Origin of the sequence: Paenibacillus sp. P36 (assembly GCF_045866505.1) — a bacterium.
Lineage (GTDB): Bacteria > Bacillota > Bacilli > Paenibacillales > NBRC-103111 > Paenibacillus_E > Paenibacillus_E chondroitinus.
This window is the reverse complement of sequence record NZ_AP038372.1, coordinates 3,120,104-3,143,137: the sequence shown is the minus strand read 5'-3', so window position 1 is coordinate 3,143,137 and position 23,034 is coordinate 3,120,104. Positions and strand designations below refer to the sequence as shown.

The window sequence follows — 23,034 nt, the reverse complement described above, 5'->3', positions numbered from 1 at the left end:
TTGGTCTCGTAAATTCAATCAAAATATTGATAGCTATCATGAGGTTTAGTATAGACACTGAATCTTAACAGATTATGGAGACAATTCTTAAGATTTTCTTAACTTCAGGGATCTTACGCTTAAGAGGCTGCCAGCTCTCTATTTGATCAGAACGCACATAAAAAAACCAGCCCTAAGGCTGGTTAGTCAATTTTTCATTTGTGCTGTGGCTCAGTGAGCTTAAAGCTTTTCACTGACTTTTGCAGCTCCACCGCCATCTCCGCTAATTGGCGAATTGCCGTTGTAATCTCTTCGATCGAAGCGCTTTGCTCTTGCGCAGCAGCCGCAACTTCCTCATACCCGGCAGACTGATCCTCGGTAATGCCCGAAATTTTGTGCATCACGCGGGAAATGATCTCGAATGATCGCACTGCTCTCTCCAATGTATTCAACAAGTTATCAGTCCGCTCGGAAAACACGGAAATCCCATTGAAAATGACTTTGAAATTTTCATATGTATCATTAATCCAGGTCTGCCCCTGCTCGACAGCATGATTACCCTGGACGATGCTTTCCATGACCAGACGGCTGTCTTTTTGAGTGCCGGACACAAGCTCCGTAATCGAACTTGCAGCTTTCGATGACTGCTCTGCCAGCTTCTTCACCTCACCGGCAACAACGGCAAAACCTTTGCCTTGCTCGCCAACGCGAGCCGCTTCAATCGAAGCATTCAAGGCCAACAAATTCGTCTGCTGCGCAATCTCCGTAATAATGTTGATAATCGCTCCGATTTCCTTCGAACGATTGCCTAATTGAAGAGCGGCTTCATGCGACGATTTCATCTCTTGCTGAATCACATTCATCTGATGCAGCGTCTTCTCGACGAGCTGCTGGCCATCAACCGAATGTGCCCCAACTTTATGCGCCATCTCCTGCATCTCTTTGACTTCCGTCGTGACTTCCGTCAGTTCAGAGTTGATCTCAACGATCGATGACGTGCTCTCTGATATGGAATTTACAACTTCCGCCACACCGTCATACATGCTGTTCATAGAAACTGCAACCAGTCCTGCACTGGAGCTTGACTCATCCGCGGATTGATACAATTGCTCACTCGTATGAGTAATGATATGGGAAGAATCATACATCTGGCGAATAAGCGATTCCAAGTTCCTGCGCATCACATTAAAGGAAGCAGCCAGTTTACCAATCTCATCGGTGCGTTCAATGGAGACTTGTTCAGTTAAGTAACCCGCAGCGACTTTCTCTGTGATATGCATGAGATGAACGACCGGTTTGGTTACGCTACGACTAATATAGTAGGCAATCAAACTTCCAATGGCCAAAACAATAAGCGTTATGCTCAGCATCGTCCAGAACATTTCTTGATAGGTTTTGGATATAACGCTCGCATCCAAATCAATGCCAATGATGCCGACGTTTTCACCATTTTTGTTTCTGAGCGGTACAAAGATCGATTTATGAATGCCATATTCATCTTTATAAATATTGCTGATCATGGGTTTATCTTGCGCTATTGCCTCATTCATTTCCGGTGTAAACGGGTATTCGGTTCCGTAATCATCGGCAACACCCGTTAGAATTACGATCTGTTCTTTCGTGGGAGTTTTGATCAATACATACACGTTCTCCAACGTGTCATGCTTCTTGAACTCCTCGAATTGTTTTTTTATTCGCAGGTAGCCAGGATGTTTGGTGTCCGTTATATCTTCAGGACGTTCAGGAATGACGGCTAAATAGTTGGATACGTTTTGAATATTTGACGTTAACCGCAGAACAAATTGATCCTCAAGTTTCGTCGCTAATCCTTTACTCACCCAGTATCCGGACAATGAGAATACCGAGCTGACAACTAACAAGAGCACAACAATGCTGAGCGTCATTTTTACGGCAATATGTTCTCGAACCCAGTTCACTGTTTTCGTATTGAAAAGTTTCCCTTTATTTGTCAGAGATTGCTTTTGCGTAACCACTTCTGTTACCTCCCGTGTATCGTAGATGCTTCGGCATATTTCTCAAAAACTTGTGAGACAAATGTTTTCAAATACTGCACGATTTCCGGTACATGCTTAACCTCCGTATAAGGGGAAATTACGAAAATTTTGGTCGCATATAAAGCTGTAAAACTCCCCTCTTTCGTTGGCACTAGCAAGTGCTTTTTGGTGTCTCCGAAAAATATGCGGTCGCGCTGCTTCCCAAGAACTTCAAACAAAATTTCATTAAACTTGTTGTTACGATCAATTTCACTTAGCGGACATGCACCCGAAACCTCTTCCTCAAAACGGGAGCCGCCCTCTGGATAAAGCCGGAACAACGTGATAATACCGGGATTATCCGCATTCACAATAACAGCCTCCGGGATTTCTACACGCATTGCCTCACGGAAGGCAAGATTAACTTCAACGAATTGAGCTAACAGCTGCTGATACCCTTGAATGCCAAATGCAAGAAGAGCGCTGTAAATACTGATTGAGCTAGCCATGCGAGAGCATTCCAGTGTATATCCGGTATGATACTGGCCATAACCACGATGCCCGACATATGGCGTTTCGTCCGGATGTAGGTCCATCAACATTAGATCAGCTGCTTCTTTGACAAGAAAGAGACTTGTTAAATAAGGGGTCTGCCCCAGCTTTTGAAAATCAAAGCAAAGCGAATCCGCCAAATGCAGATGTTTCATCCGGCTATGTATAGCTTGTAAGGCTTGCAATACTTCAGTTTTAAACTCTAGTGGATTAGCTGTGAAATCATAGTCTTGGAAGAAAGCAAAAAATCCGCCTAACGCCGAGTCCGCATGGATATGAGGTCTTAACAGCCCAAACTGAGCAGCAACCTTGCCGGCTGTAGTCTGGATCATCTCCAAATCGTCAATCCCCATGGCATCCGTCGTACCTGTTGTAGCGACAATATAAATCGGGATCCCGCCTCGGGCGATGACCTCCTCCATCTTAAGCTTCAGGTCATTCACGTCCATGGAACTGTCAGCCTTCGTACGAACACGTATTAATTTATCGGTTCCGATTCCCGTGGCCTCAACAGATTTGAATAAGCTGTAATGGGCGGCATCGGAACAAAATGCGTACAAGTTGTCGGGAACACCTTTCTGCAAGGCTTCCGGAGCGAATTTGGCAATTGCTATACGCAGTCCTGAGAATACGGCTCCCTGACCACCCCAGGTTGTGTACCCACCGCTTTTCATGGCATCATAACCGATTAATTTCGACATCATGCTGATAACTTTTACTTCCGCTTCGGCACCCGCTGGACCGTACACATCCCATAGATTGTTGCCGTTCACCATGAACGCTGCAAGCATGCCCACAATACCCGGTATACTAGCCATTGGCAAAATATTGGTTAGAAAATATTTGGTATGGTAAGGATGGTTGTGCAGCAGGGTCAATAACTCCGAGTTAACTTCCTCCATCGGCATGCTTTCAGAGGGGATCGCGCTTTGTTGGATAAGGTTGTTGTAAAAGCGGTCTGTGCGGTCTTTTTCACCTCTAAGGTTGACGCCATCCGGATTTTTCAGCCCATCGACCCCGGTCAAAATTTGTTCAAAGAATCGCATCATCATTTGGCGTGATTGCTGGTTACCATTCTCACTAGGAAACAATCTCTGTACGTCTGGCAATCTTTTCTCTCTCATAATTTCCTCTCCTATCGATAGAATCGTTTAAAGAAAATAGGCAGAAAAACGTCCAACTGAGGCAAAACCCCTTTCTTTCGACAATAGCCGACAAAAACCTTACATTTTTATACAATAGTATAGTACAGCACTTTGAATATAACAACACAATTTACCAAATATTATACTTATATAGTACTTTTGTTATATAGTTGAACCGTTTCCATTTAATAACCATTGGTAGAATAAGAAAGATAAAAAAAGCTTTATCAGCATTCCCAAAAGGAACGTGATAAAGCTTTTTATGGTTACTATCATTTTGTCGACTAAGGCTAGGAAATGGATTGCGCCGCGTCCATACTCCCGTGAGAATGCAAGTACAATTGCTCATAATAGCCATGCAGAGCAAGCAATTCAGAATGATTGCCTTCCTCTACAATTTGACCTTGGCTCATAACCAGAATACGATTCGCATGAATAATCGTTGAGATCCGATGGGCGATCACAAGTGTTGTTCTTCCCTCAGCAACAATCTGCAGGGCCGTCTGGATCAGCTGCTCCGTCTGAGAGTCCAAATTCGCCGTAGCCTCATCGAGAATCAATATTTTCGGTTGGAAAACAATGATCCGCGCGAAAGAAATCAGTTGTCTCTCCCCCGCAGACAAACCGCTTCCTCTTTCCGAGATCCGCGTCTCGTACCCATCCTTCAACCTCGTAATCAAACTGTCAGCGCCCACCAATTGACAGGCTTTGATGACATCCTCACGCGCAACGGATTCATCAAACATCCGCACATTATCGAGAATGCTGCCCGCATATAAATAAGGCTCCTGCTGGACCAGCCCGACCATGCGATGCAAATTAGCCTGCGCAATATCCCGAATGTCCGTACCATCAATCCGGATGCTTCCTTCCTGCACATCGTAAAAGCGGCAAAGCAAGGAAATAAGCGAACTTTTACCCGCTCCCGTCGTGCCGACAATCCCGATCATTTCACCGGGTTCAATTCGAAGCTCTAGATCTTCAAGAACAGAGATATCCTTCAAGTAACCAAACTTCACATGGTTAAAATGAATCTCGCCCTTGACCTTGGCCAGCGGGATCGTTTTCGCATTCTGCTTGTCATTGACTTCCGGCTGTGTAGCAAAAATGTTCCAGATCCGGTTCATGGAAACCGTTGTAGACTGAAGCGTATTCCATTGCTGCGTGATATTGTTAATGGGTTGAAAAAACTGACGAATATACGTAATGAACGCATAAAGCACACCAAACTCAATCGTTTTATCAAATACGGCCATTCCACCGACCCAAGTGATAAAAGCTACCGAAAGATTCCCCAAAATATCAAAAGAGCGGTTAAACAACACGTTCGTACGGATTTCCCGCAAGTTTGCCTGAAAGTAGCTTGAATTGCGATCTACGAAACGTTTCATCTGTTCATTCTCTTGGTGAAAGGCTTGAATCAGATGCATGCCTGATAAATTTTCAGCCACATAAGCTACCATTTGAGACAATCGCGTCCTGGAAAGCTGATACGTTTTGCGCATGTATCTACGAAAGCTAATAGCAATAATCGCTATGATTGGAATGACGATCATACTGTATAACGTTAGCGTTGGATCCAGATGATACATTAACACGATGATGAAAATCAAGGTCATGCCGTCGCGCACCAGACTTAACAAAACTTGCGTAAAGAACTGGTTTAGAGTCTCAGTATCGCTGGATACATGGGTAATGAGACTGCCGCTAGGCGTCTTGTCATAATACGACATTGACTGCTTGAAAATGTGCTGAAACAAATCCTTACGGATTTTAGCTACAATGCTTTGGCCGGCGAATTGCAGCAAGTTGTTCTGCAGGTAACTGAAAAATAATGAGCTTACCGAAAGTCCTACATAAAATAGGCAAATCATCAGCAGTCCGTGATAATCATTTTTCCCGATCATCAAGTTATCATCGATCGCGATCTTTACGAGATAGGGCTGAAACAAGTCAGCAGCGATCCCCATCAAGGCGCACACCAGAACGGCTGCAAATGTCAACCAATGCGGCTTGGCATAAACGGATAAAGCCCGGAAGGACGTTTTCACCGCTTTCGGCTCAGCGGTGCTGCTCTCTTTACTCCGCGACATCGTGGCTGCCTCCTTCCTGTATCGCATGAAGCTCGGCGTACAAGCCTTCCTGCGCAATAAGTTCTTGATGTGTGCCGCGTTGAACAATTCGACCTTCGTGGAGCACAATAATTTCATCCGTATGCTTTAATGCCGATATCCGGTGGGCAATCCATATCGTCGTTTTGTTGGAACGTTCTTTACGAATCGTATCGATGATATGCTTCTCTGTTACAGAATCCACCGCGCTAACGCTATCATCCAGAATCATGAGCGGTGAATCCTTGATGATGCCTCTGGCAAGGCTCGTACGTTGGCGTTGGCCACCTGACAAAGTCACCCCGCGTTCTCCCAGCTTCGTCTCAAACTTCTCGGGAAAGGAGATAATGCTGTTCAGGATTTGCGCATTTTTGGCGGCGCGTTCTACCTGCTCAAGCGGTAATTCCCGTTTATAAAACGCAATGTTGTCCCGGATGGTTGTGCTAAACAGAAAGCCCTCTTGAGGCACATAGGCGATTTGATTGCGCAGGCTTTCCAAGGTCACATCCCGAATGTCAGTATCCCCGATGTAAACGGTTCCCTCAGGAGGATCATAAATCCGCAGCATCAGCTTCACCAGCGTGGATTTGCCGCTTCCTGTTTTACCGATAATGCCAATCGATTTACCCGGCTCAATCGTTAGCGAAATATCATGGAGCACTTCATCCTCGTCATCAGGGTAAGCGAAGGACAAATGCTCAATCCGAATTCCCTCTTGATCGAGGTGTGAAGGTTGCGCCAGCTCTGACTCTGCAACTTCCGATTTCAAATCAAGCAGCTCATTGATCCGCTCAAGCGATGCTTTGGACCGCTGCATGGCATTAATAACACGTCCGATCTGCTGAAGCGGGTTGACCATCATGCGTATGTAGAGCGTTAGTTCAACGAAATTCCCAATCGTAATCCGACCATGAATCGTCAAATAGCCCCCAAATGCAATCGCGATAATAAGCGATATTGCGCCCAGAAACGGAATTAATGCTTCAAATAGGGAAGACAGACGAACCAGTCTTAGTTGGTTGTCGCGAATCCGGTCCACCGTTGTACTGAACCTGTTAATCATGATTGGTTCAACCGCGAACTTTTTCGTGACACGGATGCCGCCAAACTGCTCCTCAGCTGATTCGGTCATTTTACCTAAAGCCTCTTGAACCTGTAAGGAACGATTTTTAATAATAGGTTGAAATTTCACGCTCAGAATCGGGATAAGCAATAGTGGCAAAACACTTACAAGAATTAAATACAACGGAACTGAACTGAAAAGCATGGTCACGACAACCGCAATAATTAAAATCGCCGAGTTCACAATCTGGTTAATTCCCATCGAAATCGATTCCCGGATGACGGTCACATCGTTCATCACATAACTCAGCAGCTTGCCGACACCATTTTTGGAGTAAAAAGTAGCCCCCAGCTGTGTAAAATGATCAAACAATCGATTTCTGGCGACGAACTCGAATCGTCTTCCGTTTCGCATAATCAAATACTGTCCAATTGCTGTTAAAACACCGAATGTAATACCAATAATCAGGAGCTGCACGCTGTAGGTCACAATTAAATCTCTACTCAAGCCCCCAACCTTAAGGTGATCCGTAAATGCGCCTAGCTGCTTAGGGTAATACGAATATACAATGTTGCCTACGGAGATTGACAATGCGGCTACGATGTACAACGGCCATTTCAGTTTCAGGAAATCAATTAATAACCTAGTTGACTTCAAAACGACATCACTTCCTAATACTTGTTGTCTGGAATAATAAGTATTCCGAAGGAACATTTGTATCTTGCTAGGCGTCCCCCTACAGTATACGCCTATTCAAAGCCACTTCCTATATCAGATATTGACGTTATAATAGAGAAGTCATCTAATTTTCACATATGTTACCTAGGAGGATTACGGAAATGGATTTTATATTAGACCGAATTGACAATAAAATTGAGTTTTTTCAAGCCTATGACTTGCGAACGCTGGAGAAGCAAATTAACGAACAAGTAGATAATAATAAAGCCCTGTTATTAAGTGTTTACGCCGTTCAGCATCACACCACATTCGACCCGAATGCCGGTAAAATGCTCTACAGTGCGGTTGTCCACTTCAAATCGTAATCGACATGAAAAAATGACTTCCCATCCGAATCGATGAGAGAGTCATTTTTTGCATTATAAGCCCAGCATGAACTGGAGCGTCTTATCATTAAAGCCGGGAAGGCCTTCATGTCCGAAATCCGGATACAGCTCGTAGCTTTTAGGCGATTTGATTTTGTTGTAGGCGGCAAATTGCGTTGAAGGCGGACATACCGTGTCGGCTAAACCGACTGCCATCATGACTTCACCTTGAATTCGCCCGGCTAGATTTTGAATATCGATGTACCCTAATTTGGTGAAAACTTCCTCTTCCCGTTTATGCTGCGGGTCATGGCGGCGGAAAAAGTCCTTCAGCTCCTGATAGGCATCCTTCGCCAAATCCATTTCCCATACGCGCTTATAGTCGCTAAGGAACGGGTACACCGGCGCCAATCGCTTAATACGCGGCTCGAGCGCAGCGCAAGCAATCGTCAGAGCTCCGCCTTGAGAGCCTCCCATAGCGCCTACACGCGCTGCATCCACTTCCGGCATGCTCATCGCGATGCCAGCCAGCTGCGCTGTATCAAGGAAAATATCCCTGAACAATAATTGATCAGGATGATCGTCCAATCCACGCACGATATGACCTCTGAGCGTAGTTCCTTTCATGCCTCCTACATCTTCAGACAAGCCGCCTTGCCCACGGCAATCCATAGAGAAAAACGAGTACCCTAAAGCGGCATACTGAACTTTATCCGACCAATCGCCGGAATTACCTGAATAACCATGAAATTGTACGATAGCTGGATGAGGAGCGGATGAGTGCTTAGGGCGAATATATTTGGCATAGATCCGTGCGCCCTTCACGCCTGTGAAATAAAGATCGAAGCATTCAGCGAAAGGCACTTGAAACTCGCTAGGACGCAGCTCGATTTGCGGATCAACGGCTTTCATTTCGGCAATGGCCCGCTCCCAATACGCATCAAAATCAGCAGGTCGGGGATTGCGGCCCTCATAAGCGAGCAACTTCTCTAAAGGCATATCCACTAATGGCATGATAACTCCTCTTTTCTTTTATTTTAAAGGGGCCTTGAATGCAGCGAAATGAACAGCTTGACCATTAACCCATCTGCCCAATTCGCGGTCAGGACCGCTTTTGAAAACAAGTATCTCATCATTCAGCGTCGTGTAAGTCAATACGGCTCCGCCCTCATCTGACTGAGCGTGCTCCGGATGCCTGTTTTTCATCGTGCTTGCGAATTGACGTACGCCCACAATCCCCTTTTGCAGCGCGTCATGCTTGTCGATACATTCAATCACAACGGCATTATTGCGGCCGCTGCTCGTAAGGATGGAACGGTCGTCGAGCACTTCCCTTTGATACGACTGCTGAATATAGACAGCCATGTACGCTTGTCCACAAATGCCGAACAACGCATGCTCATCTTCCACCCATTCCCCTGCCGGCAAACAGCCGATAATTTGATCTTGCTGGCTTTCGGGGATTTGATAATCAGCAATGACGGTGTTCCGGTGAAAAAACACTTCTGAAAATTCGCTCTGATGCCGCAAATCTCCTTCTTTATTTCCAGCAGCTGGATGAAAAAAATAAGCATGATTGACGCCTGTCACAGCATCCAGGGGAAGCGACACATCCCAGCGATGCTGCTCATTGTCAAATTCAAGCATGCGCTCGTAGATACCGCCTACCGCGAAACTTTCTGTGATATATGCATAGCTATGCAGCACATCCTCATCATTAGCCGCCGTTCCCACCTGTTTGGGAATTCGGAATTTCACTTCAGTTGGGGATTTACGATGCAAGGCGAGTTCCAGAGCATCCGTTGGAGCTTCATACGCAAGAAAACCTGCAAATTCGGTTCGAGGCATTTCCTCAGGGAGCGTAAAATCCCCATACTGCACGTAATCATGCAGGACATTCGTATCCCTAGGCATATCATGCGGCCAAATTCTGGAATGGGGTCCCACCCAGGCCCCTCTCAAATAATACGTCGAGCGGATACGCCATAAATAATCCAGCATTTGTGCGAGCTCCTCTTTCAGCTCTTGATCCTTCATTAGCTCCCACGCGCATGTAAACGCCTGAACCCAATGCCAGAACCACGGCAGCCCTCCGTACTCGGACATACCGATTGATGTAATCCGATCCAATGTAAGGCGTAAGCTCGAAATGCCATCCTCCAACAATTCTTTATCTGCAAAGCGCTGCCCAAAAATGAGCTTGGCAGCCGTGTATTTGGCTTCGTGATGGTTGTAATGCTCAACCCTTTTACGATAAAAATTGCTCTTATAGATATGTTGAAGCGCTTCTTCAAATGAGCTGCGTAAGGGCTCGCTAAGAACGGTTGAGTATCGATCATAAAAATAAACCATCAAACTTCCCATCAGTTCCACGGGAAGTGTGTTTTTAGAAGCTTCCTGCGGTGTCGGTTTTAAATTTAACGGCCAATGTCCGTAAGTTGGGCTGTGCGCATCCTGATCCTGTAGTTCAAGTAAACGTTGAAGAATCGTTTCTGCTTTACTTTTCGCCAATTGGCGGTCACCGGCAAATTCCATTTCATGCTCTTGAGAAGCGGCAAATAAATAGGAAGCATAATAGAAATTATCTCGAACATCTTGGTGAAATAAAAAGCCGCTTTCTAGTATTGGCAGTTGATAGGCCGCCGCGGCTACCTTTGATTTGATTTCGTTTTGTCTTTGTTGCAAATTCGTCAAATTTGTCATCCCCTTGCGTCCTTCATCAAAGATAACGGTTTATTTGTATAATAAAGCGCTGTCTTTCTTAGTTGAAACGTTTAACTTAAGTTTATATGCAATCATATGCATCGTCAATGACTGACGGAACATTCATTTTTTCATATTTTGGCTGTTGCTTCCCTTTACATTTTCTTATAAAATAATCTACCGTTGGTCAAAATATATAGTCACCATTATTTGCTTGGGATAGGAGGTATTCATCCTGATTCATATCGAGAACTTACAAAAAGTGTACGAGGATGTACCGGGACGTGTACCGGCCATCCAGCAGATCCATTTACATATCGATCGTGGAGAAATCTTCGGCATCATTGGACACTCCGGCGCCGGGAAAAGCACCTTGCTGCGATGCGTAAATTTACTTGAACGTCCGTCCTCGGGAACCATTACCATCGACGGTGAAGACATGACAAGTTTAAATGCCAAACAGCTGCAAGTAAAGCGCCGCAAGATCGGCATGATCTTTCAGCATTTCAATCTGCTCTCCTCCTCGACGGTTGCCGATAATATCGCTTTCCCGCTGAAGCTGGCAGGAATGGGACAAGCTGAAATGAATGCACGGATTAAAGAGCTGCTTGAATTGGTGGGACTGCAGGACCATGCCGGCAAATATCCCAACCAGCTCTCCGGTGGACAGAAGCAGCGTGTTGGTATTGCCAGAGCATTAGCTAACCATCCGGACATTTTGCTCTGCGACGAAGCTACTTCTGCCCTTGATCCGCAGACTACGAATGCCATTCTCGCTCTGCTGCTCGATATTAACCGGAAACTTGGCATTACAATTCTGTTGATTACGCATGAAATGCAGGTCATTCGCGCGATTTGTGACCGCGTTGCTGTTATGGAGAAAGGTTTGATCGTTGAAACCGGGAAAGTGCTCGATGTGTTCCTTCAACCGCAGCATCCGGTAACGAAGGATTTTGTCGGTCAGGTTGCAGATTTCGCGAGCAATGTAACAGAAGACGGCGGCATGAACCTGAATAGTGGAAATACGCAAGGTACGGTCATTCGGATTACGTATATCGGCGCGAAGACGTATGAACCGATTCTCTTCGAGACTGTCAAATCGACGAATGTGACCTTCGCTATTTTGCAAGGCACCATTTCTTCCATGAAAGGGGTGCCGTATGGCCAGCTGGTCGTGCAATTATCCGGTGCACATCAAGAGGAAATCGAGGCCGTTATTGCTAAATTAAAGCAAGAAGGAATGGATGTGGAGGTGATGGCCCCATGAATATGACCTGGGAGATTAACTGGGCTGAGATTGCCAAAGCAACCGGCGATACGCTTGTCATGCTGGGGTGGTCACTCCTGTTCACCATCATCATTGGCTTAGCCCTTGGCATTATTTTATTCCTTACTTCCAAAGGGCAGTTGCTGCAAAATATGCCGCTATACGGTGTGCTCTCATTGATCGTGAACATCCTGCGCTCCGTGCCCTTCGTTATTCTCATGATCTCGGTGTTCCCGATCACGAAGGCGCTCGTGCACACCACGATCGGCGTGAAAGGCGCGATCCCGCCTCTCGTGATCGCCGCCGCGCCCTTCCTGGCGCGGCTGGTTGAATCCGCGCTGCGCGAGATCGAGAGCGGCGTCATTGAAGCCGCTCAGTCGATGGGCGCAACGCCATGGCAAATCGTCTGGCGCGTACTGCTGCCGGAAGCACGCTCGGGCTTGATCTCAGCCGTTACCGTGACGGCTGTGGCCCTGCTCTCCTACTCCGCCATGTCAGGCGTCGTAGGCGGAGGCGGGCTCGGCGATCTTGCTCTCCGCTACGGCTATATGCGGTTCCGTACGGATATTATGATCGTCACCGTCGTTATCCTAGTCCTTTTCGTTCAGCTTCTACAAATGCTTGGTGATCGCATGGTCGCCAAATACAACCGCAAATAAGACATCACGATTATTGGAGGTCATTTTATCATGAAAAAACTTTCTGTTTCACTTGTTGCTCTATTCTTCGTGTTGGCGCTTGCCGCATGTGGACAAAAACCGGCTGAGAACCAAGCCAGCACAGCGCCAGCTGCTTCTGGAGCGCCGGCAGCAACGACGCCTGCCAAAGAAGTTACTTTGAAGGTTGGCGCGTCTTCCGTTCCTCACGCTGAAATTTTGAACGGCATCAAAGCAAAAATGAAGACACAAGGCGTTAACCTGGAAGTCATCGAGTTCAACGATTATGTACAACCGAATGTGCAAGTGTTTGAAAAACAACTAGACGCAAACTTTTTCCAACACCAGCCTTACCTGGACCAATACAATGCCGATAAAAAGCAAGATCTTGTAAAAGTCGTAGGCGTGCACATTGAGCCGTTCGGTGCTTACTCTCAAAAAGTGAAATCCGCTGCTGAGTTGAAAGATGGCGCAACTGTCGCTATTCCGAATGACCCGTCCAATGCCGGCCGTGCGCTAGCTTTGATGGAGAAAAACGGTTTGATCAAGCTGAAAGATGGCGTTGGCATTAAAGGAACTGTGAAAGACATCGTCGAAAACAGCAAAAAACTTCAAATTAAAGAGCTTGACCCGGCTATGCTGCCACGTACGATCGGTGAGTTCGATCTGGCTCTGATTAACACGAACTACGCGCTTCAAGCGAATTTGAACCCTACGAAAGATGCGCTGTTCATCGAGGACAAAAACTCCCCTTACGTGAACATTCTCGTCGCTCGTCCGGACAACAAAGATTCCGAAGCTATGCAAAAGCTGGCGAAAGAATTGAACTCCGCTGACACGAAAAAATTCATCGAAGATAAATACAAAGGCGCTATCGTTCCAGCGTTCTAACATAGAAAAACCGTCAGGAAAATCTTCCTGACGGTTTTTTTTATACTTATTGTAAAAGAGATTGAATATCCGTATATGCGTAGCCATGCGCCTCAGCGACAGCCTTGTAAGTAACATGCCCGGCTACAACGTTAATCCCTTTGGCAATGGCTTTATTGTCGAGAGCAGCCTGCACATACCCTTTGCCGGCGATTTGCAAGCCATAAGGCGTAGTCACGTTTGTTAGAGCCAATGTAGACGTGCGAGCTACGGCACCTGGCATATTCGCCACTGCATAGTGAATGACGCCATGCTTCTCGTAAGTCGGCTGGTCATGCGTTGTGATGCGATCTATCGTCTCAATGGAGCCGCCTTGGTCGATCGCAACGTCTACAATCACGCTGCCGGGACTCATCGTTTTGACCATCTCTTCGGTCACGAGACGTGGTGCGCGAGCGCCAGGAATAAGTACGGCACCGACCACCAAATCAGCTTGTCGTACGACTTCGGCGATGTTATATGGACTGGACATAATCGTTTTCACACGTCCCTGGAAGAGATCATCCAATTGACGCAAACGATCCGGATTCAGATCCACAATCGTAACATCGGCGCCTAATCCAATCGCCATTTTCGCTGCGTTGGCTCCTACGATTCCACCGCCAATGACGGCTACTTTTCCAGGCTCAACACCAGGTACGCCGCCTAACAAAATCCCTTTGCCGCCGTGCGCTTTCTCCAAGAAATGCGCGCCGATCTGGACGGACATGCGGCCCGCTACTTCGCTCATTGGTGTCAAAAGTGGCAGACTGCCATTGTCCAACTGAATGGTTTCGTATGCAATTGCGGTTACCTTATTGCGAGCTAGTGCATGTGTCAATTCAGCCTCAGGTGCAAGGTGAAGATACGTGTATAAAATCAAACCTTCATGGAAGTAGCCATACTCCTCTGGAAGCGGTTCTTTGACTTTGACCACCATTTCAGCTGCCCAAACGTCCGATGCTGCAGCGACAATCGTCGCTCCTGCTTGTACGTAATCTTCATTCGTGAACCCGATACTGTGACCTGCCATGGTTTCTACCAACACTTCATGCCCCGCTCTTGTATAAGAAAGCACGGAACTAGGCGTCATCCCTACGCGAAACTCGTTATTTTTTATTTCCTTAGGAACCCCAATAATCATTCTGCATCTACCTCTCCTAGGGACCCACGAAAAAGGATCCGTCTTCACTTGATAGTTCCAAGTATAAGAGGGATCCGATCTTGTTCCATTAGACAAATTGTCAAAAATCTGTCCGGTTTTTTTTCACAATTTTACTTCCGGATAAAGCAGCTGATACGCCCGGATTCCGACCTGCAGCGCTAACCGTTTCTCAGGAAGCATGTAATCTGCGCCTAGCAGCTCCTCTATTTTCTCCAGACGGTAATAAAGGGACTGTCGAACGATAAAAAGCTGCTGGGCCGCAATTTGCTTAGACCCGTCGCTGTCCAGATAAACCTTAAGCGTGCGCAGCAGCTCGCTGCCTTTCATGTGATCATAATCGATAATCGGCCCTAAATACGTACGGACAAAAGACTGCAGAATTTGCTTGTCGGCAATATGAAAAAGCAGTTGGAAAACGCCCAGCTCGTCATAAAACTGCACTTTGCCCCGCAGTGTCGGAGCAAGCGAGATCGCTTGAAGCGCTTCTTGATAGCTTCGGTGGGCTTGCAAAAAGCTGCGGTTGCTTTGGCCAACTCCGATGGTCAGCTCCATCTCCTCCTCCGCTTTCAAGAGTTGAAGCGACTGAAACACCTGCTGAAGCCGCTCTTTGGCCGGCCGTTTGGACGTTTTGTCAAAAGCTACGACGACAAGCCGGTTATTTTTCAAAGTTAATAAGGGATGAAACGTGTGCTGTTCAAAAATGGAACGTGCGGCTAATGAAAGATGAATACCCGCAGATTCTATGCCATCACCGTCTTCAAGTACGGATTTGTATTCAGTCTGTCTATGTTCAAATTCGATTAAAATAACATGATAAGGCAGTTCATTCAGCTGTTTAAATCCATGGCCAATCAAAACTTTGACCTGCTCCTCGTCTCGAATGCGAAGATGGAGCAGATCGTCTACCCATAAGGTTTGCGAGTACAATTTGCGCTCTTCCATATAGCGTTTGCGCAATAAGTCCTGCGCGATCGACAAAGAGGCGGAGTCCAGAATCAAGTACTCATACTCCTGTGGTTTACGACCTAGAACGAGAATAATATGGGCCCATGTTTTCCCCATCGCGCCAACAGGCTGCACGATTACCGTCTGTCCTTCTAATTCGAAAACAACCGGAGAGCCTGTACTTCTGGCCGTTGTTTCCCGCTCTATTTGGTTACTCAAAATTTCCAGCCATTGCGTCGTCTCCCGGCTCCCCAGCTGTGGAACAAATTTGGGTTGGCCATCTTGAGGCATATAGATGACTTGGGCTTTTGTACTGCTCTGGAGCAGCCCCAGCACGTGGGAAACGCCCTGCGAAGATAATGTCATGCGATGGAATTCTCGTGAAATTTTCTCCAGATCTTGGAGTGCTTTATGATGTTGGTTAATGATGTGCGCATGAATATCTTGCGTAATGTCGATAAAGCGCACCGCTTGAGGGAAAATAATGAGAGGGAGCCCGCAGGCTTCCGCCGCGTCAATCCACGTCTGCGGGATAGCACTTAAATAATGGCCCATTTCTATGCAAAGACAGGATACGTTATTATTAATAAGCTGCTCCAAATAGTGCATAAACAGCTTCGTATCGCTCTTAAAAGCGGCCCCCGTAGTCAGGATCATCTCTCCGCCCTGCAGGAGCTCTTCAAACTGAATCACTTCAATGATATGCACCCAGCGCACTAGTCGCTGCAACCCTTCTTGTCCTGCAGCGATATAGGCTTGCTGAAAGAAAGGTCTACCCAGCACTTCTTCAACCGTTAATTGATAATCTTGATTCAAGACTGTCACGCTACTTTCTTCTGACTCATCAAAGTTATCCACAATTGACTATTCAGGCTGTTTGGGGATAAAAGAATTAACGAAGTTTAGTATACATGAAAAAAGGAATGGCGTCATAATCGGTGAGAAAAAATGCAAAGAAACTGCCACTTGATTAAGTGGCAGTTTCTTTGTATCACTGTTTGGCAGCTACTTAGTTAAGTCTAAGATTCGCGATATCCTTAACACCAGCTAATTCACCTGGGGCGTAGTGAGGTGGATGCAGTTTGCTTCCATTTTTCTTAAACTTCCCTTGAATAGCCCCTGTCACAACGTACGCATGATCTGTAATCGGCCCATTATATTTTTTTAGGAAAACAATGGCTGATTCACTAGATTTTAACACTGGACTCTCTTCAAAAATATATTCTTTACCTTCATACGAACCGCCATTTTCAAGAATTTTAATGGATGATCCTTGGATGGCGCCTTTATATACCTTATTAACAGTAGAGTCGGTTATTGAAAATATAAGCCCTTCGTACTTCAATGAGTTAACATTGGTAGCTATAATTTCTACGATTAAATCAGAGTCTTGTTTAAGTGCATCTACCGAATCATATTCTTTAGATAATTCACCCTGTATGTTTACAACGGATTCAGATGCATTCTTCTTTTCAGCAAGAAAAAGACCAGTCACTGCGATAATAATTAGTAATAAACAGATCATATAAGTATATTTGCTTCTCCAAACATTGCTCATTAGATGTACCTCTACTTTCTATGGATATAGGAAATTCACGCCATTGATATCATCGCTCTGCGGTGTATATACAGTTCTTCCTGTGAGATACCCATACATAATTTGGCTTTTAGAAGATACATGATCAATACCGAAAACATGACCAAGCTCATGGGTAAAAGTTGCTGCCTTTTTGAAATCTTCAATTCCATCCATCTCAGAATAATTGGCTCGAATTTCTGCTTTACTTGCAATTCCATTCTGCTTCCAAATCAATGTAGACGCGGTTGTACCATTATTACCATAGTATGCACCAGTAATATTGATATCAGCTGAGTTAACATCTGAAGTCGGGGTAAATCCAATTTGAGTGGGGGTATCCCACCAGTTATCCATAGCCACATCTGAAGATTCATCATAAAAGTCACTTAGAGTACCATCATAATAGTGAAATGTATGACTTGTAAACTTATGGCCCTGGAGATTATAGGCATTTACTGAATGAGAAATAAAAAGGACAGTAAAAACTGCAAGTGAAATTGCTGAAAAACGTAAGTATTTTTGAGCTGACATGGCACTACTCCTTTTTTAAGTCTTAAAAGCGGCCGCTTTCATTTCCATATATTATCATTTTTATATAAATATTTGATATAGTTCTATAGAATCCATTTTACAATATATACCATTAATTTTGGAACCAGATATTTATAGTCAAATTTATTTAAAATATAGAATATATGGACTACTTTATGATCATTCTAACTCTCACTTTTACAAATAATTGCTCACTTTTGACTCAAAAAATTAAGTTTTAATTTAAGAGCAAACTCCCTTGGAACAATTTCCCAAATTTATAAATCATATTAAAATTACTACACTAGTTTTAAATTCAATAGGCCTTTAATACCATTTTTACATTTTATTAAATTCTACACTTAAATACTTTTGCTCTAAAGTTTGATTATTAATTTATCAAAAAAGCGCCTGTTTCACTAGGAAACAAGGCGCTTTTTGGATATCCCAACTTATATGGCTTTATCAATGGCAACGGTTTGCCCGGACCAAACCTTCTGCGAGGTCCAAGGCGCATCCGCATCGCTCCAGAACGCATCATCTGCCGGCAAGCCAAGCGGCAGGAAGACAGCGGAGCACAGGTATAGGCTGCCTGTAGAGATGTAAGGCTCGCCAAGTTCAGGCTGGTGACCGCATAAACCGATCGTCAGCCACCCCTCTTCGTCGAAGGTGCCCGGTGCTTCAATCAGACGCTTGATAATGGCGCTTAATGCGCATCTAACTTGCGAAGGAGAAACACCGATCGGCAGTTCGCGGCGCAGTGCTGTTTGAGCTAGGGCCTGAAATGCGCCGAACCGGTAAGCAAGCGACCTGCCGATGACAGGGAACGTGCCCTCAGGAGAGATGGAACGCTCCTGAACAGCGGCATAACGCTGCGCACGCGCCAAAATATCCTTGCGCATAACAGCCCAATCTTCATAATGCGTATCCACATGCTCAATGATATCAACCAGCATAGGCTGAATCACGAAGCTGTTGTAGTAATCCGCATGATAGTGAGGGCCATCGCCGTACATGCCGTCTCCGAGGTACCACTGCTCATGCTGCTTGAGGGCAAAGTCCACACGCATCTGGTCCCAATCCTCGCCCATAAATCTGAGCGCGGTTTCCGTCATCGCGGCGAACAACAGCCAGTTGTTGAAACCGGGCTTGCGAGTTCTCGTCGCTTTCAAGGCTTGCACCAGATTGCTCTGAACACGGCTCTCCAGTCCATGCCAAAGTGTGTTAGGAGCTCGCAGAATCGCATGCGACAGAAAAGCAGTGTCCACAATCGGCTGAAATCCGTGGCTAAAATTCATGAAATCAGGCGATTCAGGATCAGTCGCCGCATCCAGAGCTGTACGCACGAGCTGGACGTAGTGTGTCCGAAGCTTTTCCTCTTCTGCATCCAGCGCAGGTGTTTCCAGCCAAGGAGCGATGCCAACAAGCGTACGGGCAAAAGCCTCCAGATGCGAGTATTGGCGCTGCTCTTCTTTTTTATTCTCAACAGGCATGGTTGCCCGCAGTTTTTTATCCGCCAATGCCGTAAGAACGGGATCTGCAATGCGAAGCATGGTTTGTACCCAGTAAGAACGGGTACTGCTGGCTGCCACTTGATTATTCATACCAGTAACCTTTAATTCCTTTCTCCATGCGCACAAGCGCTTCCAAGTAGTAGTAATCTCCCCAGATCATGAAGTCGTCCGGCGCGTTTCCGCCGCGTACACTATAGGAGCCGCGCTCAATGAAACCTTGTGCATCCGGCTTGCCGATTGTTGCATACGATTTCACGAGTCCAGCCATGGAGCGCCCAATCGCATTTTCCAAATAAGCACGGTCTGCATCATCCCCAGCCAAATGCTCCAACAACTCAAGCGCTCCTGCTGAAGCAATCGCGGAAGCGGAGCTGTCGCGTTTCGTTTCTTCATTCACAGGCGCATTAAAATCCCAGTACACAACGTCATCTTGCGGCAAGCGGTCAAAGAAGTAACGAGCCAAACGTTTCGCAGTTTCCAGGTAAAGCGGATTTTTCGTATAGTGGTAAGAAAGCGCAAACCCATAAATCCCCCATGCTTGGCCGCGAGTCCATGTTGATCCATCGCTATATCCTTGTGCTGTTCCACCATGCAATGGCTCACCGTTTTCTTGGTCAAAATAGAACGTGTGGAAAGAGGAATCGTCGCCACGCACCAAATAACGACGGCTTAAATCAGCATGAATAACAGCAACTTCTTTGTATTTCGCGTCGCCTGTTTGCTCGTAAGCCCAGTATAAGAGCGGCAGATTCATCATGCAGTCAATGATAATGCGGCCACCGTTATGCTCATCTCCTTCTGGGCCCCAAGCTTGAATATACTGGCCTTTTGGTCTCCAGCGTTTCATCAATACGTCAGCAGCCTGAAGTGTAAGCTGTTTGGCATTCTCATCTTTTTCAATGATCCATTGCGCTTTGGAAGAAAGGGAATATAAAAAGCCGATATCATGGTGATCGAGAGCGACGTTGTCTTCCAATCTTTTCTTAAAGCTTGCAACCGTTTTCTGTGCAGCCTCTTGAAAAGCTTTGTCACCGCTGTATTGGTAGCCCAGCCACAAAATACCGGACCAGAAGCCGTCCGTCCAATCCGTATTCGGATTCAAGTGATACACATCATTTTCGCTGACATGAGGAAATAAATCCCCAAAACGTTCAATGTTCACTTTCGTTTTCTGTAAAGCATCTTCAATGGCTTGTTTCCACATACAATGATTCACTCCGTTTACTGTAGTTTGGTTGTTCCTCGTTCTATAAAAGTAAGCGGGACCTCGATTTCGCGGTCTTCGCCTGACTCCGCTTTGTTGCCAATCTTGTGCATCAGCTTGTTTATCGCCATTTGCGCTTGATCGATATAAGGAATGTCCCAGCTTGAAATGCCAGGATAGCTTTCTTTCGCAATATAATCGTTATTAATTCCAATTAATTTTAGCCGGCCCGGAATATCAATGTGCAGCTTATTAGCCGCAGATAACACTCTCAATGCCACATGATCGTCGAAAGCGACAATGCCAACAGGCTTTGCATGCTGCTGCATAAGATCACGCAGATAGGCCTCGATATCCAAGCCCATCGTATCCACAATTTCTTGGGACACACCCCCACCGAATTGCGCCATCCCGGCATTAAACCCGATGAGACGCTGTTCATCGATCACTTTCGAGCGTTTGCTGCCTAAGTAGCAGATCGCTTCGCAGCCATGATCGACAAGCACCTTGACGGACTGCAAGCAAGCTCCTGCAAATCCAAGATTCACGGCTCCTGTCGCGATGTCCTCCGGCCAGCCCCACCCATTGATCAGCACCAAAGGTGTTCCGCTGTTGACGATAGAGCGCGTCGTTTCAAAGCCCATAGCTAAACCATGGCAAATTAACCCGTCAACTCTTCGTTGCTGCAAAACTTCCAAGTGCCTTCGTTCAATATCCGGGTCAAAACCTCCCGAAGAGAAAACGGATAAGTGGTATCCCGCATGATGCGCTTCAATCTGTAAATGTTCGGCAAGCTGTCCATAGTAGCCGGCCATCGCTGGAATAATGAGACCGATTTCATAAGTTTTGTTACGGCTTAGACCTGCTGCCATCGTGTTGCGTCGATATCCCAGTTGTTCAGCAGCCAATTCGACTTTGCGAATTGTCTCTTTCGATGAGCGAATACCACCTCGATTCAACACATTGGAGACGGTGGCAATCGACACACCTGCTGCTTCGGCCACTTCTACAATGGTGACTTGTTTGGGCTTGGTCATCCCTGTTTCAACTCCGTTTTGTTAAACGTTTAACATACTCTAATAGCTTAATGTGAAACGTTTAACCTGTCAAGAGAAAAAAAGACCGGTTCCCTCACTTTAAGGGAATTCCGGCCTCTCGTTTTGACGAAGAGTTACTTCGCTTTATTTTTTTCCAACACAGCGTTAGCATCTTTGCGGAATTTCGCAGCAGCATCTTCTATGCTCGTTTTCTTGTACAAGATTTGCTCGCTGGCAGCTTTGAGCAATTTCTCGACTTCGATGGAACCAACCGGGTTCGGAGGATCCATTTGGGAGCTGTTTTGTTCAGCCCAAGCGACATAATCAAAGATTTTCACTTCGTTCGGGGACAGCAGCGGTTTGAGCGCATCTTTTACTTTGGAAGAAACTGGTACACCACGGTCGCCTTTAATCAATTTGTTGGCTTCAATATCGTTCACGAAGAAAGAGATGAACTTCGCCGCTTCTTCTTTTTGCTTGGAGCTGTTCGCAATGGAGAAGTACATACTTGGTTTCAAGAACAAGCCTTTATTGCCGTTGCGTCCAGGAAGCGGGAGCAACTCAAGCGGACGGTCTTTCACCAAGTTGGCAACAGCCAAGAATTGATTGGACCAACCATTGCCGGTTACCGCGTTGTTCAGCAAAATTTCGTCTTCCTCAGCTACACCTTTCTTCTGTGACTCTTTATCAAGGGAAAGGATATTGCCGGCTTCGTACCATTTTTGATAACGTTTGAAATAGTCAATGAACGGTTTATCGTCGGTGTAACCAAGCGCCGTCCCATCTGCGTTATACATTTTTTGATCGACAGTGCGCAGGTAGTACGGGAAGAAGACTTCATGGTGAAGCGCAAAGCCGCCGATTTGTTTGCCGCCAGCTTTCGCTTTTGCCGCAACCGCATCATAATCCTCCCAAGTCCAATCTTTAGTTGGTGTTGGAATACCTAAGCTCTTGAACGTATTCACATCAACCGTCGTCGCCAGCGCGTTCACCCCTAAGTTCATCGCGACTAACTTACCGCCTACTTCACCGCCGGAAATATTATTCGGGGAGATGGAGGAAACGTCGATCAGGCCATTTTTTGTGTAAGGCGTCATATCAGCCAACTGATTTTTCCCGCCGTATTGGGTCAAGTACGAGATATCCATCTGGATAACATCCGGCAGCTGATTGGCTGAAGCTTGCGGAGCAAGCTTTTTCCAGTAGTCGTCGAATGGTGCGTATTCCGCTTCAATTTTGACATTCGGGTTCTGTTTCTCATACATCTCGATCACTTTTAACGTGTAATCGTGACGCGCTTGCCCACCCCACCAAGCAACGCGAAGCTTAACTGGATCTTTGCTAGGTGCTGTTGTAGCCGCTGCTGCTTTGGATGGTTCCGCGCTTGCCGCAGGTGCTGCTGGCGTATTCGTGCCTGATGAACATGCTGCCGCAGTAAACATGATGGATAACGACAGAGCTAAAGTGAACACTTTTTTCATCTCTATTCCTCCCCTAAGTGAGCCGATCAAATTTGGATAACGCTTACATGTTTATTATCCAACTTTCTAGGGGAAAGTTTAATCCAGAAAGTAGAGGTATTTGTTTAAAAAACAGTGTTAAAAAAATATTAAAAAAAAATAAAACCAACGCGCTAC

The 23,034-nt window shown here is 45.9% G+C and carries 18 protein-coding genes; 4 read left to right on the top strand and 14 right to left on the bottom strand.

All coding sequences use genetic code 11. From position 1 onward, the window contains the following. Positions 1–194: 194 nt before the first annotated feature. The 4 genes from ACKTT9_RS13810 to ACKTT9_RS13795 form a co-directional block, all read right to left on the bottom strand. The gene (locus ACKTT9_RS13810; RefSeq protein WP_407872043.1) at positions 195–1,973 is read right to left on the bottom strand and encodes a methyl-accepting chemotaxis protein; all 1,779 of its coding nucleotides are present in this window, start codon (positions 1,971–1,973) and stop codon (positions 195–197) included. Positions 1,974–1,978: 5 nt separating this feature from the next. Next, positions 1,979–3,649 (bottom strand): pyridoxal phosphate-dependent decarboxylase family protein, encoded by a 1,671-nt coding sequence (locus ACKTT9_RS13805; protein ID WP_407872042.1) that lies wholly within the window; start codon positions 3,647–3,649, stop codon positions 1,979–1,981. A gap of 311 nt (positions 3,650–3,960) precedes the next feature. Then, positions 3,961–5,763, bottom strand: coding sequence for an ABC transporter ATP-binding protein (locus tag ACKTT9_RS13800; RefSeq protein WP_407872041.1), 1,803 nt, complete (start codon positions 5,761–5,763; stop codon positions 3,961–3,963). Further along, on the bottom strand, positions 5,750–7,501 hold the full coding sequence (locus tag ACKTT9_RS13795) for an ABC transporter ATP-binding protein (protein WP_157319842.1): 1,752 nt from the start codon (positions 7,499–7,501) through the stop codon (positions 5,750–5,752). The genes ACKTT9_RS13800 and ACKTT9_RS13795 overlap by 14 nt, the downstream gene beginning before the upstream one ends. A 182-nt stretch (positions 7,502–7,683) precedes the next feature. Here ACKTT9_RS13795 and ACKTT9_RS13790 point away from each other — a divergent pair, with 182 nt between their 5' ends. Then, positions 7,684–7,887: a YrzA family protein gene (locus ACKTT9_RS13790; protein ID WP_127449519.1), complete on the top strand. Its 204-nt coding sequence runs from the start codon at positions 7,684–7,686 to the stop codon at positions 7,885–7,887. Positions 7,888–7,941: 54 nt separating this feature from the next. On the opposite strand, the gene ACKTT9_RS13785 is transcribed toward ACKTT9_RS13790, so the two are convergent. Both ACKTT9_RS13785 and ACKTT9_RS13780 read right to left on the bottom strand, forming a co-directional pair. Beyond that, positions 7,942–8,901, bottom strand: a complete 960-nt coding sequence (locus ACKTT9_RS13785; RefSeq protein WP_407872040.1) for an acetylxylan esterase — start codon at positions 8,899–8,901, stop codon at positions 7,942–7,944. Between the two features lie 18 nt (positions 8,902–8,919). Continuing rightward, on the bottom strand, positions 8,920–10,590 hold the full coding sequence (locus ACKTT9_RS13780) for a hypothetical protein (RefSeq protein ID WP_407872039.1): 1,671 nt from the start codon (positions 10,588–10,590) through the stop codon (positions 8,920–8,922). Between the two features lie 235 nt (positions 10,591–10,825). Between ACKTT9_RS13780 and ACKTT9_RS13775 the strand changes: the two genes are divergently transcribed. From ACKTT9_RS13775 to ACKTT9_RS13765, 3 genes are read left to right on the top strand one after another with little or no spacing between them, the layout of a single operon-like run. Beyond that, the gene (locus tag ACKTT9_RS13775) at positions 10,826–11,857 is read left to right on the top strand and encodes a methionine ABC transporter ATP-binding protein (RefSeq protein WP_407873036.1); all 1,032 of its coding nucleotides are present in this window, start codon (positions 10,826–10,828) and stop codon (positions 11,855–11,857) included. Further along, positions 11,854–12,516, top strand: coding sequence for a methionine ABC transporter permease (locus tag ACKTT9_RS13770; RefSeq protein WP_157319838.1), 663 nt, complete (start codon positions 11,854–11,856; stop codon positions 12,514–12,516). The genes ACKTT9_RS13775 and ACKTT9_RS13770 overlap by 4 nt, the downstream gene beginning before the upstream one ends. A gap of 30 nt (positions 12,517–12,546) precedes the next feature. Next, positions 12,547–13,404: a MetQ/NlpA family ABC transporter substrate-binding protein gene (locus ACKTT9_RS13765; RefSeq protein WP_407872038.1), complete on the top strand. Its 858-nt coding sequence runs from the start codon at positions 12,547–12,549 to the stop codon at positions 13,402–13,404. A gap of 46 nt (positions 13,405–13,450) precedes the next feature. Here ACKTT9_RS13765 and ald read toward each other — a convergent pair whose 3' ends face one another. The 8 genes from ald to ACKTT9_RS13725 all read right to left on the bottom strand — a co-directional run bounded on the left by ald (position 13,451) and on the right by ACKTT9_RS13725 (position 22,878). Next, the gene (gene ald / locus ACKTT9_RS13760) at positions 13,451–14,566 is read right to left on the bottom strand and encodes an alanine dehydrogenase (protein WP_407872037.1); all 1,116 of its coding nucleotides are present in this window, start codon (positions 14,564–14,566) and stop codon (positions 13,451–13,453) included. A 123-nt stretch (positions 14,567–14,689) separates the two neighbouring features. Further along, a complete protein-coding gene (locus tag ACKTT9_RS13755) occupies positions 14,690–16,357 on the bottom strand; it encodes a PucR family transcriptional regulator (protein ID WP_407872036.1) in 1,668 nt (555 codons plus the stop codon). Positions 16,358–16,541: 184 nt separating this feature from the next. Further along, the gene (locus ACKTT9_RS13750; RefSeq protein WP_407872035.1) at positions 16,542–17,090 is read right to left on the bottom strand and encodes a hypothetical protein; all 549 of its coding nucleotides are present in this window, start codon (positions 17,088–17,090) and stop codon (positions 16,542–16,544) included. A gap of 18 nt (positions 17,091–17,108) precedes the next feature. Further along, positions 17,109–17,642 carry a matrixin family metalloprotease gene (locus tag ACKTT9_RS13745; RefSeq protein WP_407872034.1) on the bottom strand — a complete coding sequence of 178 codons (534 nt, stop codon included), beginning with the start codon at positions 17,640–17,642 and terminating at the stop codon, positions 17,109–17,111. Between the two features lie 452 nt (positions 17,643–18,094). Then, positions 18,095–19,246, bottom strand: a complete 1,152-nt coding sequence (locus tag ACKTT9_RS13740) for a DUF2264 domain-containing protein (RefSeq protein WP_407872033.1) — start codon at positions 19,244–19,246, stop codon at positions 18,095–18,097. Next, positions 19,239–20,360, bottom strand: coding sequence for a glycoside hydrolase family 88 protein (locus ACKTT9_RS13735; protein ID WP_407872032.1), 1,122 nt, complete (start codon positions 20,358–20,360; stop codon positions 19,239–19,241). Before ACKTT9_RS13735 ends, ACKTT9_RS13740 begins: the two co-directional genes overlap by 8 nt. Before the next feature lie 17 nt (positions 20,361–20,377). Further along, positions 20,378–21,397, bottom strand: coding sequence for a LacI family DNA-binding transcriptional regulator (locus ACKTT9_RS13730; protein WP_407872031.1), 1,020 nt, complete (start codon positions 21,395–21,397; stop codon positions 20,378–20,380). 134 nt (positions 21,398–21,531) lie between these two features. Next, on the bottom strand, positions 21,532–22,878 hold the full coding sequence (locus tag ACKTT9_RS13725; protein WP_157319831.1) for an ABC transporter substrate-binding protein: 1,347 nt from the start codon (positions 22,876–22,878) through the stop codon (positions 21,532–21,534). Between the last annotated feature and the right edge of the window lie 156 nt (positions 22,879–23,034).

What these genes read in the sequence shown, in the direction of transcription:
- ACKTT9_RS13805 (WP_407872042.1), bottom strand. Translation starts at nt 3,649, where the DNA reads ATGAGAGAGAAAAGATTGCCAGACGTACAGAGATTGTTTCCTAGTGAG.
- ACKTT9_RS13800 (WP_407872041.1), bottom strand. Translation starts at nt 5,763, where the DNA reads ATGTCGCGGAGTAAAGAGAGCAGCACCGCTGAGCCGAAAGCGGTGAAA.
- ACKTT9_RS13790 (WP_127449519.1), top strand. Translation starts at nt 7,684, where the DNA reads ATGGATTTTATATTAGACCGAATTGACAATAAAATTGAGTTTTTTCAA.
- ACKTT9_RS13785 (WP_407872040.1), bottom strand. Translation starts at nt 8,901, where the DNA reads ATGCCATTAGTGGATATGCCTTTAGAGAAGTTGCTCGCTTATGAGGGC.
- ACKTT9_RS13780 (WP_407872039.1), bottom strand. Translation starts at nt 10,590, where the DNA reads ATGACAAATTTGACGAATTTGCAACAAAGACAAAACGAAATCAAATCA.
- ACKTT9_RS13770 (WP_157319838.1), top strand. Translation starts at nt 11,854, where the DNA reads ATGAATATGACCTGGGAGATTAACTGGGCTGAGATTGCCAAAGCAACC.
- ACKTT9_RS13765 (WP_407872038.1), top strand. Translation starts at nt 12,547, where the DNA reads ATGAAAAAACTTTCTGTTTCACTTGTTGCTCTATTCTTCGTGTTGGCG.
- ald (WP_407872037.1), bottom strand. Translation starts at nt 14,566, where the DNA reads ATGATTATTGGGGTTCCTAAGGAAATAAAAAATAACGAGTTTCGCGTA.
- ACKTT9_RS13750 (WP_407872035.1), bottom strand. Translation starts at nt 17,090, where the DNA reads ATGAGCAATGTTTGGAGAAGCAAATATACTTATATGATCTGTTTATTA.
- ACKTT9_RS13745 (WP_407872034.1), bottom strand. Translation starts at nt 17,642, where the DNA reads ATGTCAGCTCAAAAATACTTACGTTTTTCAGCAATTTCACTTGCAGTT.
- ACKTT9_RS13740 (WP_407872033.1), bottom strand. Translation starts at nt 19,246, where the DNA reads ATGAATAATCAAGTGGCAGCCAGCAGTACCCGTTCTTACTGGGTACAA.
- ACKTT9_RS13735 (WP_407872032.1), bottom strand. Translation starts at nt 20,360, where the DNA reads ATGTGGAAACAAGCCATTGAAGATGCTTTACAGAAAACGAAAGTGAAC.
- ACKTT9_RS13730 (WP_407872031.1), bottom strand. Translation starts at nt 21,397, where the DNA reads ATGACCAAGCCCAAACAAGTCACCATTGTAGAAGTGGCCGAAGCAGCA.
- ACKTT9_RS13725 (WP_157319831.1), bottom strand. Translation starts at nt 22,878, where the DNA reads ATGAAAAAAGTGTTCACTTTAGCTCTGTCGTTATCCATCATGTTTACT.